Annotated in this window: 15 protein-coding genes; 9 read left to right on the forward strand and 6 right to left on the reverse strand. The window is 63.5% G+C overall.

All coding sequences use genetic code 11. The features are described 5' to 3' along the window. Positions 1–143 precede the first annotated feature (143 nt). Both ligA and LB571_RS12475 read left to right on the forward strand, forming a co-directional pair. Complete coding sequence (gene ligA, locus LB571_RS12470; protein WP_224594788.1) at positions 144–2,348, forward strand: NAD-dependent DNA ligase LigA; 2,205 nt, start codon at positions 144–146, stop codon at positions 2,346–2,348. After that, entirely contained in the window at positions 2,345–3,037 is a 693-nt protein-coding gene (locus LB571_RS12475; protein WP_224594790.1) for a DUF2461 domain-containing protein, read from the forward strand. The genes ligA and LB571_RS12475 overlap by 4 nt, the downstream gene beginning before the upstream one ends. A 26-nt stretch (positions 3,038–3,063) precedes the next feature. Here LB571_RS12475 and LB571_RS12480 read toward each other — a convergent pair whose 3' ends face one another. Continuing rightward, on the reverse strand, positions 3,064–3,822 hold the full coding sequence (locus tag LB571_RS12480; protein ID WP_140615645.1) for an SDR family NAD(P)-dependent oxidoreductase: 759 nt from the start codon (positions 3,820–3,822) through the stop codon (positions 3,064–3,066). A 161-nt stretch (positions 3,823–3,983) separates the two neighbouring features. Between LB571_RS12480 and LB571_RS12485 the strand changes: the two genes are divergently transcribed. Both LB571_RS12485 and LB571_RS12490 read left to right on the forward strand, forming a co-directional pair. Further along, positions 3,984–4,712: an AzlC family ABC transporter permease gene (locus LB571_RS12485; protein ID WP_224594798.1), complete on the forward strand. Its 729-nt coding sequence runs from the start codon at positions 3,984–3,986 to the stop codon at positions 4,710–4,712. Next, a complete protein-coding gene (locus LB571_RS12490; RefSeq protein ID WP_023769676.1) occupies positions 4,709–5,005 on the forward strand; it encodes an AzlD family protein in 297 nt (98 codons plus the stop codon). The genes LB571_RS12485 and LB571_RS12490 overlap by 4 nt, the downstream gene beginning before the upstream one ends. Positions 5,006–5,140: 135 nt before the next feature. Here the strand turns inward: LB571_RS12490 and LB571_RS12495 are convergent, their stop codons facing one another. The 3 genes from LB571_RS12495 to LB571_RS12505 form a co-directional block, all read right to left on the reverse strand. Beyond that, complete coding sequence (locus LB571_RS12495) at positions 5,141–6,985, reverse strand: aminopeptidase P family protein (RefSeq protein ID WP_224594800.1); 1,845 nt, start codon at positions 6,983–6,985, stop codon at positions 5,141–5,143. Between the two features lie 216 nt (positions 6,986–7,201). After that, a complete protein-coding gene (locus tag LB571_RS12500) occupies positions 7,202–8,074 on the reverse strand; it encodes a 50S ribosomal protein L11 methyltransferase (RefSeq protein WP_224594802.1) in 873 nt (290 codons plus the stop codon). Between the two features lie 11 nt (positions 8,075–8,085). Beyond that, complete coding sequence (locus LB571_RS12505; RefSeq protein WP_224594804.1) at positions 8,086–8,664, reverse strand: SCO family protein; 579 nt, start codon at positions 8,662–8,664, stop codon at positions 8,086–8,088. A 255-nt stretch (positions 8,665–8,919) separates the two neighbouring features. Here LB571_RS12505 and LB571_RS12510 point away from each other — a divergent pair, with 255 nt between their 5' ends. From LB571_RS12510 to LB571_RS12520, 3 genes are all read left to right on the forward strand, one after another. Next, positions 8,920–9,414, forward strand: coding sequence for a CreA family protein (locus LB571_RS12510; protein ID WP_263484657.1), 495 nt, complete (start codon positions 8,920–8,922; stop codon positions 9,412–9,414). A gap of 83 nt (positions 9,415–9,497) precedes the next feature. Next, the gene (locus LB571_RS12515) at positions 9,498–10,139 is read left to right on the forward strand and encodes a DapH/DapD/GlmU-related protein (protein ID WP_140615655.1); all 642 of its coding nucleotides are present in this window, start codon (positions 9,498–9,500) and stop codon (positions 10,137–10,139) included. A 258-nt stretch (positions 10,140–10,397) separates the two neighbouring features. Next, positions 10,398–10,841 (forward strand): low affinity iron permease family protein, encoded by a 444-nt coding sequence (locus LB571_RS12520; protein ID WP_181166289.1) that lies wholly within the window; start codon positions 10,398–10,400, stop codon positions 10,839–10,841. A gap of 76 nt (positions 10,842–10,917) precedes the next feature. Here the strand turns inward: LB571_RS12520 and LB571_RS12525 are convergent, their stop codons facing one another. Beyond that, entirely contained in the window at positions 10,918–11,784 is an 867-nt protein-coding gene (locus tag LB571_RS12525) for an SDR family NAD(P)-dependent oxidoreductase (RefSeq protein WP_224594818.1), read from the reverse strand. Between the two features lie 132 nt (positions 11,785–11,916). Between LB571_RS12525 and LB571_RS12530 the strand changes: the two genes are divergently transcribed. Beyond that, a complete protein-coding gene (locus tag LB571_RS12530; RefSeq protein ID WP_140660926.1) occupies positions 11,917–12,198 on the forward strand; it encodes a hypothetical protein in 282 nt (93 codons plus the stop codon). A gap of 45 nt (positions 12,199–12,243) precedes the next feature. On the opposite strand, the gene LB571_RS12535 is transcribed toward LB571_RS12530, so the two are convergent. Further along, on the reverse strand, positions 12,244–12,831 hold the full coding sequence (locus LB571_RS12535; RefSeq protein ID WP_224594820.1) for a TMEM175 family protein: 588 nt from the start codon (positions 12,829–12,831) through the stop codon (positions 12,244–12,246). A gap of 238 nt (positions 12,832–13,069) precedes the next feature. Between LB571_RS12535 and LB571_RS12540 the strand changes: the two genes are divergently transcribed. After that, positions 13,070–13,477 (forward strand): SH3 domain-containing protein, encoded by a 408-nt coding sequence (locus LB571_RS12540; RefSeq protein WP_140873360.1) that lies wholly within the window; start codon positions 13,070–13,072, stop codon positions 13,475–13,477. The last annotated feature ends 111 nt before the right edge of the window (positions 13,478–13,588 follow it).

Below are 13,588 nucleotides of genomic sequence, written 5' to 3' on the forward strand. Positions count from 1 at the left end.
GGCGTCATGAGACGATCAGGCGTCATGGGGCGAGTCAGGATATGGCTCCATCCTGCTGTTCAGGAATGATCTTTTCCGAAAACCGGTTCCCACCTTTCAAGATCATGCTCTATTGTGGCGCGCCACCGTTCAGGGACAAAAGCATGGCCGAAAAACCTGTCGATTCGCTCAGCGAAAGCGAGGCTGAAGCCGAACTCCAGCGCCTTGCCGAGGAGATCGCCGGTCATGACCGGCGCTACCATGCCGAGGACGCGCCCACGATCACGGACGCCGAGTATGACGCGCTGCGGCGGCGCAATCTTGCCATCGAGGAGCGCTTTCCCGGGCTGGTGCGTGAGGATTCGCCCTCGCTCAGGGTGGGTGCCGCCCCGGCGGAAGGCTTCACCAAGGTGCGCCATGCCGTGCCAATGCTCAGCCTCGCCAAGGCCTATACCGACGCCGACGTCACCGATTTCATCGAGCGCGGCCGGCGCTTCTTCGACCGCGACAAGGACCTCGACATTGCCTTCACCGCCGAACCGAAGATCGACGGGCTGTCGGCTTCGCTGCGTTACGAAAAGGGCGTGTTCGTGCAAGGCGCGACGCGCGGCGACGGCGCTGTCGGCGAGGACATCACCGCCAACCTCAGGACCATCGCCGACATTCCCGCCAAGCTGAAGGGTTCAGGCTGGCCCGAGACCATCGAGATCCGCGGCGAGGTCTATATGACCTATGCCGAATTCGAGGCGCTCAAGGCGCGCTCGGCGGCTGTGGGGGGCCAGGATTACGTCAATCCGCGCAACACGGCGGCCGGGTCGCTGCGCCAGAAGGATCCATCCGTCACCGCCAGCCGCAACCTCAAATTCTTTGCCTACGCGTGGGGTTACACGACGGCGGATCCGGCACCAACGCAGTATGAAGCGGTGCAGAAATTCGCCGATTGGGGCTTCAAGATCAGCCCGCTGATGGTGCGGGCGAAATCGGTCGAGGAACTGGTCGCGCATTATCACCTGATCGAGGAGCAACGCTCGTCGCTCGGCTATGACATAGACGGGGTCGTCTACAAGGTCGACCAGCTGGAGCTGCAGCGCCGCTGGGGTTTCGTCACCGGTGAGCCGCGCTGGGCCGTCGCGCACAAATTCCCGGCCGAACAGGCGATGACGACCGTGCAGAGGATCGACATCCAGGTCGGCCGAACCGGCACGCTGGCGCCGGTCGCGCGGCTTGCGCCGGTGACGGTCGGCGGCGTGGTGGTGGAGAACGTCACGCTGCACAATGAAGATTATATCAAGGGCCTGGACAGCACCGGCCAGCCGATCCGCGACGGCATCGACGTGCGCATCGGCGACACGGTGGTGATCCAGCGGGCAGGGGACGTCATCCCGCAGATCGTCAGCGTCGTCATCGACAAGCGTCCGCCCGATGCCGTGCCGTACGAATTCCCGCACTCTTGCCCGATCTGCGGCTCGCCGGCGACGCGCGAGATCAACGAGAAGACCGGCAAGGAGGATTCGCGCCGCCGCTGCACGGGCGAACTGATCTGCCCGGCGCAGGCCGTGGAGGGGCTGCGCCACTTCGTGTCGCGCGGCGCCCTGGATATCGAAGGCCTGGGCGCGGAGAACATCGACACGTTTTTCAATGCGGGTTTGATCAAGACAGCCGCCGACATCTTCACGCTCAGGGAGCGCCGCCCCGCCGTGACCAAGGCGCTGGCCGAGCGGCGCGAGGAGCAGGCCAGGCAACGCGAGGCCGCATCCGGCAAGACCCGCAAGAATGTGCGCAGCGTCGAGGACCGCAATTACGAAGGCCTCGACAAATTGTTCGCGGCTATCGATTCGCGCCGCGAGCCGGAGCTCGACCGCTTCATCTTCGCGCTCGGCATCCGCCATATAGGCGAGACGACGGCCGCCGTGCTTGCACGAACATTCTCGACCATCGAGGAGCTGATCCGGGTCGGCAAGGAGACGGCCGCGGCGGAGGATCCGCATGCTGTCTTCCCGTCGATCAACGGCATTGGCGATACGGTGATCGATGCGCTGCGCGATTTCTTCGGCAACGAGCGCAATGACGAGGTGCTCGAGAAGTTGCTGCAACAGGTCAAGCCGAAGCCCTATATCGTCACCGTCTCGGCCGACAGCGAAGTCGCCGGCAAGACGATTGTCTTTACCGGTTCGCTGGAAAAGATGACCCGTTCCGAAGCCAAGGCGATGGCCGAACGTCTCGGCGCCAAGGTGGCCGGTTCGGTTTCGGCCAAGACCGATCTTTTGGTGGCGGGACCGGGTGCGGGCTCAAAGCTCAAGCTTGCAAGCGAACTCGGCGTCGAGGTGATAGACGAGGACACCTGGCTGCAGCGGGTCGGCAAGTCGTGACGGGCGGAACGTTCAAAGGTTTTGGTCCGAAAGCCATTCCGTTCTTCAAGGCGCTGGATTTCCACCAGAGCCGCGAATGGTTTGCGGAGAACCGCGCGCTTTTCGACAGCGATCTCCATGGGCCGATCGGCGATCTGGTCGAGGTTCTTACGGAGCGTTTCGCAACGGCGGGGCTTGGTCTGCGCGGCGACCGCAAGAAATCGCTGTTCCGCATCAATCGCGACGTCCGCTTTGCCAAGGACAAACGTCCCTACAACAGGCATGTTTCGGCCATTCTGTCACCAGACGGCAGCAAGACAGGCCTGGGCGTCTTCTACGTGCATGTCGGGCTCGAGCGCTGCTTTGCCGACGTGGCCTGGTGGAACCCTGAGCCGCCGCTCTTGCTGGCGATGCGCAAGGCGATCACCGATCGGCCGGGCGAATTCCGCAAGCTGCTTTCAACGTTGAAGAAAAACGGCCTTGAACTCGAAACCGAAGGCCGCATGAAGCGGGCGCCGCGCGGTTTTGAGCAGATCGCGGACGCCGATCTCGCGGAGGCCGTGCGCAACCGGCATTTCGTCGTCCAGCGTGTCATCGATCCGACCGAAATTCACGCGCCGGCGCTGGTCGACGAGCTTGTCGATTTTACATTGCGCGCCAAGCCGCTGCTCGACTGGGGCAGGGCGATCCAGGGCAAGGTGACCGGTTAGTTTTCCGATCCGTTGGACAGGGCGGGCTACATCCGCATCAGGAGACCCCCATCAACGGCCAGCTCTATTCCGGTGATGTAGCTTGCCGCGTCGGAAAGCAGGAAGAGCGCCGCATTGGCCATGTCCTGCGGCGTGCCGATGCGGCCGAGCGGTGTGTAGTCGGCAACGGCGGCGCGCTTCTCCTCGGTGTCCCAGCGCGCCTGCAGCGGCGTCAGCGCCATGCCCGGGCAGATGGCGTTGGAGCGGATGCGCTCGCCGGCCAACTGCATGGCCAGCGACTTCGACAGCGCGCAGACGCCGGCCTTCGACGCCTGGTAGGCATCCTGTGGCTTCGGATCGCCGCGATACCACTGGATGGTCGAGAAATGCACCATGGCGCCGCCACGCCCGCCTGCGCGCATTTGCGGAACAACCGCGCGCGCCGTGTGCACGAAGGATTTCAGGTTGATGTTGAAGACCTGGTCCCAGACGTCGAGGTCCATCTCGAGAGCCGACTTGTCGCGGCCGAACCAGAGCACGCCTGCGACATTGGCGAGATAGTCGATACCGCCGCGTTCGCGGCCCGCAGCGCCGATGGTCCGTTCAACAAAGCCGGCGTCGGTGAGGTCGCCCTGGGCGAAGGTCAGCCGGTCGTCATAGGCGGCGAGCGCTGTCGGGCGTGGCTTGACGTCGATGGCGGTGACCGACGCGCCGGCATCGAGCAGCGCCAGCGTGATCGCCTCGCCCATGCCGCCACCGGCCCCGGTGACGACTGCGTGCCTGCCGGTGAAATCATAAGCGATCATTAGAATCCCCCTCGTGTATTTCTGCCAAATGCCTGCCGGGCGACAATAGGATATCGCGTAAATCCTAACAGGGATCATTTCCGCTGATCGTTTGGCTCAAGCGAATTCGTGTGACAAGCCGGGCAGTGCTTCCTACATCAGCCCTCTGACCGGGGAGAGACATGTCGGCGCAAGCAATTTCCGAGAACGGCGCGAAAAGCGATTTCTGGCAAGGCGTACGGCTCTCCATGCCGGTCGTGGTGGCGGCGGCGCCGTTCGGGTTGCTGTTCGGCGCGATTGCCGTCGACAACGGCTTTTCCGTTTTCGAAGCCTTCCTGATGAGCGCGCTGATCTTCGGCGGCGCCAGCCAGATGGTCAGCATAGAACTGTTCGGCCAGCATGTCGCGCCGTGGCTGATCGTGCTGTCGATCTTCGCCGTCAATTTCCGCCACGTGCTCTATTCCGCCGGCATTGGCCGGCGCATCGCGCACTGGTCCGGGGTGCAGCAGGCGCTCGGTTTCTTCATCCTCACCGATCCGCAATTCGCCGTCGCCGAGGCCAGGGCCCAGTCGGGCCAGACCGTCGGCTTTGCCTGGTATCTGGGACTTGGGCTGCCGGTCTATGTATTCTGGACCATCGAAAGCGCGCTCGGCGCGCTGTTTGGAAAGCTCATTCCCGATCCCCATGCCCTGGGCATCGATTTCCTGCTGCCGATCTATTTCCTTGGCCTGGTGATGGGCTTCCGCAAGCGGCCGCTGTGGCTGCCGGTGGTCGTCGCCAGTGCCTGCGCCTCGATCATCGCCTACAAGACAGTGGGTTCGCCCTGGCACGTTTCGATCGGCGCCATCGCCGGTGTGTTGCTCGCCGTCGTCCTGCCGCCGCATCACAGCGGTGTGGAGCCAAGGCCATGAGCACAACCTTCTGGATCATCATCGCCGGCGCCATCGCCACCTATCTCACCCGTATCGGCGGGCATCTGGTCATCTCGCGCTTCGACCACATTCATCCGCGCGTCGAGGCCGGGCTCAACGCCGTGCCTGCGGCGGTGCTGACGACGCTGGTGGCGCCGGCCGCGCTCGGCGCGGGTCCGGCGGAGTGGGCAGCGCTGGTCGTCTCCGCGCTGGTGGCGCTGCGAGGCGGGCTGATGGCGATGTTTCTGGCGGGCGCGGCTGTATTGATCGTAGCGCGGCAGTTCGTCGGGTAGGGCGTATCGATATCCGGGTGATTCCGGCCCGCAGACGGCCGATAGCTGCGCTTCGGCGCTCCAATCCGGTTCTCCGTAATCGTTTTCGAACCGGCCTGGCCTGAACCTCGACACGCCCTTCGGCGCTTCAGAAAATCAAATCTTCGCGTCGTGCGGCAGCGGCGCCGTCGCCTTTTCCAGCCAGGCCAGCGCTTCGCCGTCGAGCATCGGACCGATCTCGGCCAGCACGCGGGCGTGGTAGGCGTCGAGCCAGTGCAATTCGTCTCGCGTCAGCAGATCCGATCGCACCAGCCTGACGTCGATCGGGGCCAGCGTCAGCGTCTCGAAACCGTGCATGGCGATGTCGCCGCCCTCGATCTGTTCGGCCGGCGTCACCAGGATGAGGTTCTCGATGCGGATGCCGTAGGCGCCTTCCTTGTAGTAGCCGGGCTCGTTCGACAGCATCATGCCTTCGAGCAGCTTTTCGGTGCCGGTGCGGGCGATGCGCTGCGGACCCTCATGGACGGCCAGGTATGAGCCGACACCGTGGCCGGTGCCATGGGCGAAGTCGCAGCCATGCCTCCACAGCGCCATGCGGGCGACGGCGTCGATCTCCGAGCCGCGCGTGCCGGCGGGGAAGCGCAGCGTGGAAATGCCGATCATGCCTTTGAGCACCAGCGTGAAGCGCTCGCGCATCTCTTCGGTTGGCTGGCCGATCGGCACGGTGCGGGTGATGTCTGTCGTGCCGTCCTGGTATTGCGCGCCGGAATCGAGCAGGAACAGCTCACCGGCCTGGAGCTTGCGGCTGGTGGCGCGCGAGACGCGGTAATGCATGATGGCGCCGTTCGGGCCGGCGCCCGAAATGGTGTCGAAAGAGACGTCGCGCAGCGGCATCTGCGTTTCCTCGCCGGTCTGCCGGCGGGTTTCTTCGAGCCTGGTGACAACCGCGATTTCGTCGAGTGAGCCGGGTTTCTGGCGCTCCAGCCAGCACAACAGCTTGGCCACCGCCGCGCCGTCGCGGCGATGCGCGGCGCGCGAGCCGTTGATCTCGGCCTGGTTCTTGGTGGCGCGCGGAATGCGGGCAGGGTCGGGCGCGGCAACCACCGTGCCGCCATTGTCCTCGACCAGCATGCGCAGCCGGTCGGCGGCCAGCACCGGATCGAGCGCGATTTTCGCGCCGCTTTTCGCAAGTGCGGCGATCGCCGCTTCGAATTCGCCGGGCTCATGCGGATCGGCGAGCTGGGTGAGGTAGGCCGCCACCTGGCGCGAGAACTTGCGCCGATCCATGAAAAGCTGGTGCGACCCATCGGCGGCGAGTATGGCGAAGCCGAGCGCCAGCGGCGTGTGCGGCACGTCACCGCCACGGATGTTGAAGGCCCAGGCGATGGATGATGGGTCGGTCAGCACCGCATGGGTGGCGCCGTCCTTGCCGATCGCTGTCGCCAGCCGCGCCAGCTTGTCCTTGGCGAGTTCGCCGGCAAAGCCGATCGGATGAAGCTCGATCGGGGTCACGGGTGCGGCGGGCTGATCCTTCCAGATGATGTCGATCGGGTTCCTGTCGAGCGGCACCAGCACCGCGCCGGTCTTGTCGGCGGAGGCCTGCAGCGCCTTGACCTCGCCGATCGTGTGCAGCCAGGGATCGAAGCCCAGGCGCACGCCCTTGCCGATGTTGTCCTTGAGCCAGACGGCGGGCGGATTGTCGACCAGGCTTTCGATCGAAAAGATGTCGAGATCGACCTCATTGCGCACCTGCAGCGTATAGCGCCCGTCGACAAAGACGAAGGCGCGGTCGTGCAGCACGATGGCGACACCGGCCGAGCCGCTGAAGCCGGTCACCCATTTCAGCCGTGCCGACCGGTCGGCGACGTATTCGCCCTGGTGCTCGTCGGCGCGCGGAACGATGAAACCGTCGAGGCCATTGGCGCCCAGCCACTGGCGCAGCAGCGCCACGCGCGGCTTGCCGACCGCCGGATCGCCCGCGGAATCGAAGCTCTGGAACATGGTGGGCCTCCTTGGGATCCGCTCGACCGTAACCTATGGGCCTGGAAAGCGGAATCGATTTTCCGGCTGGTGCAAATTGCTACAGCGTCCGCCGGGTGACAACCAAATGAGGCTGGTCCAGCCATGGATAAAGGGGCGGCGGCGGCATTCTCTTGCCGACACGCATCGAAGTCCAGCAACCGGGACCGTTGAGGGCCGGCAACCGCCTTGCCGGCCTCAGTGCTTGAGATGGATCGTCACCCAGCCTTCGCGGTGCAAAGTACTGACGTGGCGGAAATTCTGGCCGACATAGGCCGAGATCACAGCGTCGCGCTGGCGGTCGAGAATGCCTGACAGCACGATCGAGCCGCCAAGCGTGACATGCCCTGCCATTTGCGGTGCCAGCCGCATCAGCGGCCGCGCCAATATGTTGGCGACGATGAGGTCGAAGGGCGCGCGCCTGGCAAAGATCGGGTGGTGAAAGCCAGGCGCGGTCACCGTCTCGATCAGGCCTTTGACGTGATTCAGACGCGCATTGGCGGCGGCGACCTTGACCGCGACCGGATCGATGTCGGTGGCCAGCACCGGAATATGTGCCAGCTTGGCGACGGCGATCGCCAGCACCGCACTGCCGGTACCGAGGTCGAGCGCGTTGCGCGGGTGCTCGCGCCGCACGACTTTCTCCAGCATTTCGAGGCAGCCCGCGGTGGTGCCGTGGTGGCCGGTGCCGAAGGCAAGGCCCGCTTCGATCTCAATGGCGAGTTCGCCGCTGTGGTGCTTCCTGCTGTCATGCGCGCCGTGGACGAAGAAACGGCCGGCGCGCACCGGCTTCAACCCTTCCAGGGACCGTGCCACCCAGTCGATGTCGGGCAGCGCTTCGCGCTGGACCGGTCTCGACAAAGCGAGGCCGGCGAGAACATCCTTCAGCCGCGCCTCGACCGCTTCGACGTCGCCATCGGCGTAGAGCGAGACCTCGTGGATGTCGGCCTCTTCATCGACCTCCAGCACGGCGATCGGCAGGCCCTCATCCTCGAAGGCCGTTTCGAGCGCCGCGAAGATGCGCTCGGCCTCGATCTTTCCGGTGGTGAAATGGAGCCGCGTCTGGGTCATGTGAATTCTTGTCAGCCCTTCGCGGCGAGGCGCTTCAGCTTCTCCACGGCGGTGCTGGCATTCTCGCCATAGGCGATCGTGCCCGCGAAGTCGCCCTTGGCGTTGAGCAGCAGGACCGAGGCGGTGTGGTCCATGGTGTAGTCGCCGTCGCCGGTATCGACCTTCTTCCAATAGATGCCGAACGCCTTGGCCATGGCATGGACGTTGTCCGGATCGCCGGTAATGCCGGTGATGCGGTCGGAGAAATTGCTGACATAGGCGTTCATCACCGGCGGCGTATCGCGCTCCGGATCGACCGAGACGAAATAGGCATGCAGGTTCTTGCCGTCGTCGCCGAGCGTCTTCAGCCAGCCGGAGAGTTCGAACAGCGTGGTCGGGCAAACTTCGGGGCAGTGGGTGAAGCCGAAAAAGACGACGCTGGGCTGGCCCCGGAAAGCGGCTTCGGTGATCGGTGCGCCTTTCTGGTCGACCAGGGTAAAGGGCGCGCCGAACGGTTCGCCGCCATAGTGACCGCGATACCAGTCGAAAGTCAGCCAGCCGATGCCGGCCGCCATCAGAATGAGAATGCCGACCAGGATAGAACGCATCATCAAAAAAGTCCGTCCGTAATGTCACGGCGCGCCGGCCAGAACCATGCACCCGTTGTAGGCCACAGTCTTAGCGGTTCGACGGGGTACACGCAAAGATGCCGCGTTGACGCAACCGGCTATGGCGGATGCCTGCGGTTTGATCCGACCTTCCGGCTTGCAATGTGTCAGCCTTGGCCCCACCTGAGACCCCGGCAACCCGAACCGCAGGAGGATTCTTTGCCGGGATTGACTGGGCCAGAATTTATCGGACGAGGCTTGATTGGGCAAAAACTGATCGGCGGTGCCTTGGCCGCGTGTGTCGTGCTTGCCGCCGGTAGCGCCATTGCCGAGGAAGTTGGCAAGGTCGGCGTCGACTGGATCGGCAACGACATCATCGTCGAGGCGATCAAGGATCCGAAAGTGGAGGGCGTGACCTGCCACGTTTCCTATTTCGATCGCAGTGTCATCGACCGCTTGCACAAGGGCAACTGGTTCGAGGATCCCAGTGATTCCTCGATCTCCTGCCGTCAGACCGGTCCGATCACCATCGGGGATATTGATACGAGCGAAGGCGGCGAGGAGGTTTTCAAGCAAGGCATCAGCCTGATCTGGAAGAAGCAGGTGGTGAACCGCATCTACGACAAGGCCAACGAGACCTTGATCTATCTGTCGCATTCGCGCCAAGTCCAGAACGGCTCGGCCAAGATGTCGGTTACGACAGTGCCGCTCTATGGCCAGAACGTGGTTTGGAGCAACGGCAAGCCGAAATAGGCGGGTCGAACTCTACCCTGCCCGTTCCGACTGACGATTGGCCTCGCTTGCGGGACCAATCGGTCTGACGTAAAGCCGCCGGCATGGACCGTTCTGAAGATCTCGTTGCGAAAGATCCCGAGCCGCGTATTCATCCAACCGCTGAGATGAAGGGCTGCAAGCTTGGCCGCTACGCCGCGATCGGCGAACGCGTCGTGCTGCGCGAGGTCATCGTCGGCGATTTCTCCTATTTCGAACGCCATGCCGAGGCGATCTACACGACGATCGGCAAATTCTGCTCGATCGCCGCCAACAGCCGCATCAATGCGCTGGAGCATCCGATCGAGCGGCTGACCCAGCACAAGGTCAGCTATCGGCCGAACGAGTATTTCCGCTGGCTGGGCGTCGATGCCGCGTTCCGCGAGCGGCGGCGGTCGAAGGCCGTGACCATCGGCCATGATGTGTGGATCGGCCATGGCGCGGTCATCTTGCCTGGGATCGCCATCGGCAATGGCGCCGTCGTCGGCGCCAATGCGGTGGTGACGCGGGACGTGCCGTCCTACACGATCGTTGCCGGCGTGCCGGCGAAGCCGCTCAAGCAGCGCTTTGCCCCTGAAATAGCGGCACGCATCGAAGCTCTCGCCTGGTGGGACTGGCCCGTCGAGAAACTCGCCAGGGCGGTTCCCGACATGCAGGCAATGCCGATCGAGGCTTTCCTCGATCGCTGGGAAAACGACGCCGTCTGACGGAATGAGACCCCTTCCGCCATGCGGGGGTGGCGCAGCGGAAGGGGCTGGAGGTAAACCGCTGTGAAGCGGAAGGAACAGGCTCTTTGCCTGCACGGCTACAATGACCTTAAACCGATAAGGTGTGTTTTGTTCCAGATGCGCGCTTTGCGTGCATTCGATTGCGTGGGTCGTATTTTTTATCGGCGGGAACCCGAAATGGCTGCTGGTTGTTTCTTCCGGCGGACCGCATGACGCGGCGCTGTTTTGAGGGACCACATGATCGAGAAGCTTTTCACCAAATTCGCCAACCAGATCGCCCATCTCACCGGACTGCCGCTGACATTTGCGGTGTGTTGCCTGATCGTTATCGTCTGGGCGGTGAGCGGGCCGTTCTTCAATTTTTCCGACACCTGGCAGTTGGTGATCAACACCGGAACCACGATCATCACCTTCCTGATGGTGTTTCTCATCCAAAACACCCAGAATCGGGACGGCGCCGCGATCCAGGCCAAGCTCGACGAGTTGATACGGGTCAGCGAGGCCAAAAACACCTTCATCGGCATCGAGCACCTGACTGAAGCCGAGGTCCAGGAGATCCGCGCCAAATGCGAGGTCGCGGCGAAGCGGCATGACGACAAAGTCGCGACCATGGCCGCAAAGAAAGTCGTGGCGGCAAAACGCAAACCGAAAAAAGAGGTGGCACGAAGCGCCGGCGGCTGAACCCGCGGTCAATTTTCGAGAGTTCCGCCGGTGTTCGAGTTATGTGATCCGCACAGCGGCCATGTTCGGGACATGCTCATCGCTTCGTGAACGCCGCGAATGCATCCTTGTGGTCGGGGTGCCAGCGCGACAGGGCAGGGCGGTTTTCGATGATGTCGCCGATCGCCCAGGCCATGCGCTTTTCGTCCATGGGTCGCGCCGTCTCATTGTCGGGACACAGGATATAGAAGTCGCCCCCGACCAGCGATTCCAGCATGAAATCGATCACCTGTTCGCCCGTCCACGCTCCAGCCGGCTTTTCGGTCGCGCCCTCGGTCAGGCCGGTATAGGTGAAGCCGGGGATGAGCAGATGCGCCGACAGGCGGGCGCCGGGCTCATTGCGCAGCGCATGCGCCAGGCCCTCGGTAAAGGTCTTCAGGCCAGCCTTGGAAACGTTGTAGGCGAGGTTGCCGGGCGGTGTGGTGATGCCTTGTTTGGAGCCGGTGTTGACGATCAGGCCCGGCTTGGCCGACGCCAGCATGCGTGGCGCGAAAGCTTCGACGCCGTGCACGACGCCCCAGAAATTGATGTCGAGCAGCCGCTTCCAGCCATCGCGGTTTTCCCAGGGCTTTCCGGGGTTGTCGCCGACGCCGGCATTGTTCATCAGCAGCGAGACCTCGCCGAAGGCGCCGAATGCCCGGTCGGCGAGACGGTCGACCTCACCGGTCTTCGAAACGTCCGATGCGACGGCAAGCACGGCGTCGTCCCCGGCAATCGCGGAGACGGCCCGCGCGGCATCGTCGAGGCGCGGCCCGCCAATGTCGGCCAGCACGACCTTCATGCCCATCAGCGCCAGCCGTTTGGCCGCGGCAAGGCCGATGCCGCTGGCGGCGCCGGTGATGACGGCGGTGTTGCCCTGGCCAAGTGCTGGCAGGGCGGTCTGGATCTCAGTGTCGGCGATCATCGGCGATGCTTCCTTTTTGATGGCGCCGAACTTAGCGCCAGAACGGGCTTGCGCAAGCCTCCGTCGGGACTTGTCGGTTGACCAGTCCGGTCGTGGCTGCGCATGCTGCGACGCCAAAAAGGAGATTTCCGATTGACGGATTGGGTTGCAATTCTGAAGGAACAGACCGCCACCGGCGACCGGATGGGGCGCGAGGTGCCGCAGATGCTGGCCAACCCCGATATCAGCGAAGCCCAGGTGAAGACTCTGTTTTCGGCGCTCGAGCAACAGGCCGAGTTCGTCGAGAAACTGCGCATGGCGCTGGAAAAGTTCGGCCATGATTTCTCGATCATCAAGGCGGCGGAGCGGCTGGAAGAGCGCTATGCCGATCTGGCCGCTTCCGTGGCGGAAAAGCTGAAGGCGATGCGCGGTTAGGCAATTCCACGAAACGTGTGAAGCGGTTTGCCCTGCCGGATTGCGTCAGGCAGATGGCTGTTTTTCGATCACCCGCGCAAAGCGCGTGTCCGGCACCAGCCAGATCAGGGCGACGGCGACATAGAGCGCCACGCCGATCCACCGGTCGAGGAAGGTCAGCCCAACGGCCGCTATGTAGACGGCGAGCGAAATCCTTCCCTTGCGATCGCGGCCGATTGCCTTGGCGAATGCGGTGTCCGGCCCATGCAGCCGATGCAGCGCAATGACCAGGATGCTGTAGGCGGTCGCACACATTACAAGGTCAAAACCATAGACCGCGACCGGAACCGCGGCGAAATGGTTCTCGCCCATGAAGGCGGTCGTCACCGGCATCAGGGACAACCAGAACAGCAGATGCAGGTTCGCCCACAGCACGCGGCCGTCGACACGCTGCACGGTATGGAACATGTTGTGCAGATTGTTCCAGTAGATGCCGACATTGATGAACGAAAGCACGTAGCACAGGAAGACCGGCCACTGCGGCAGCAGCGCCGAAAAATCCTCGCCTTCCGGTACCTTCAAGTCCAGCACCATGATGGTGATGATGATCGCCACCACGCCGTCGGTGAATGCCTCGACCCTGCCCTTGCCCATGATCACCACCTCGGTCCGCGACGAATTGCCGAAAGATAGTAAATCGTTAGCGGATGTTGGCATGCCGATAAACGGCGTACGCAAAATTCCTCAACTATATCAGGGGAAACTTCCACCCGGATCGGTGATCGTGGTGATTGGCCTTGGTAACTTGTTGACTTTTCCCTGCCCAGCCTCTCCCCTTGCGATGCAGTCCCGGCCGAAGCAGTCGAACGGCCGGCGCTCGATGGAGGGACTGATGAGATTTCGATTTCTGCTTGCGATAGCGACCATTCTGGCCGCCGTCTTCGGGACGTCCGCCGCGGCCTTCGCCTACGGCGCCCACACCACGACGAGCCTCAACGTGCGTACCGGACCTGGCGCGGGATACGCCAAGGTCGGGACGTTGCCGGCCGGTCTCAGGGTCGACGTGACCGGCTGTCAGCCGGGCTGGTGCAGGATCCATGGCGGCGGTGTCAGCGGCTGGGCCAGTTCCGGCTATCTCTCGCGGGCCCAAGTCGTGCATCCGCCGGTTATCATCGTGCGCCCGCCGCATCGGCCGCCGCACTGGCATCATCGGCCCCATCACCGTCCTCCCCACCACCGCCCGCCGCACAAGCCGCGTCCCGGCAAGTGCAAGATCGCACCTGGTTTCTCCTGCAAGTAGGCCCGGCTTTTTCTGCAAACAGGACTGATTACGTCTAACGGTAAAGGGTGCCGTGATGGATCGGGGCCGCTGGCCCCGATCCACGTTTTTACGATCATCGGCTTGCCTGGC

This window comes from Mesorhizobium sp. BR1-1-4, from assembly GCF_020165375.1.
Classification (GTDB): Bacteria; Pseudomonadota; Alphaproteobacteria; order Rhizobiales; family Rhizobiaceae; genus Mesorhizobium; species Mesorhizobium australicum.

Coding starts and splice junctions, on each gene's coding strand:
- ligA (WP_224594788.1), top strand. CDS start 144: ATGGCCGAAAAACCTGTCGATTCGCTCAGCGAAAGCGAGGCTGAAGCC.
- LB571_RS12480 (WP_140615645.1), bottom strand. CDS start 3,822: ATGATCGCTTATGATTTCACCGGCAGGCACGCAGTCGTCACCGGGGCC.
- LB571_RS12485 (WP_224594798.1), top strand. CDS start 3,984: ATGTCGGCGCAAGCAATTTCCGAGAACGGCGCGAAAAGCGATTTCTGG.
- LB571_RS12490 (WP_023769676.1), top strand. CDS start 4,709: ATGAGCACAACCTTCTGGATCATCATCGCCGGCGCCATCGCCACCTAT.
- LB571_RS12495 (WP_224594800.1), bottom strand. CDS start 6,985: ATGTTCCAGAGCTTCGATTCCGCGGGCGATCCGGCGGTCGGCAAGCCG.
- LB571_RS12500 (WP_224594802.1), bottom strand. CDS start 8,074: ATGACCCAGACGCGGCTCCATTTCACCACCGGAAAGATCGAGGCCGAG.
- LB571_RS12505 (WP_224594804.1), bottom strand. CDS start 8,664: ATGATGCGTTCTATCCTGGTCGGCATTCTCATTCTGATGGCGGCCGGC.
- LB571_RS12515 (WP_140615655.1), top strand. CDS start 9,498: ATGGACCGTTCTGAAGATCTCGTTGCGAAAGATCCCGAGCCGCGTATT.
- LB571_RS12520 (WP_181166289.1), top strand. CDS start 10,398: ATGATCGAGAAGCTTTTCACCAAATTCGCCAACCAGATCGCCCATCTC.
- LB571_RS12525 (WP_224594818.1), bottom strand. CDS start 11,784: ATGATCGCCGACACTGAGATCCAGACCGCCCTGCCAGCACTTGGCCAG.
- LB571_RS12535 (WP_224594820.1), bottom strand. CDS start 12,831: ATGGGCAAGGGCAGGGTCGAGGCATTCACCGACGGCGTGGTGGCGATC.
- LB571_RS12540 (WP_140873360.1), top strand. CDS start 13,070: ATGAGATTTCGATTTCTGCTTGCGATAGCGACCATTCTGGCCGCCGTC.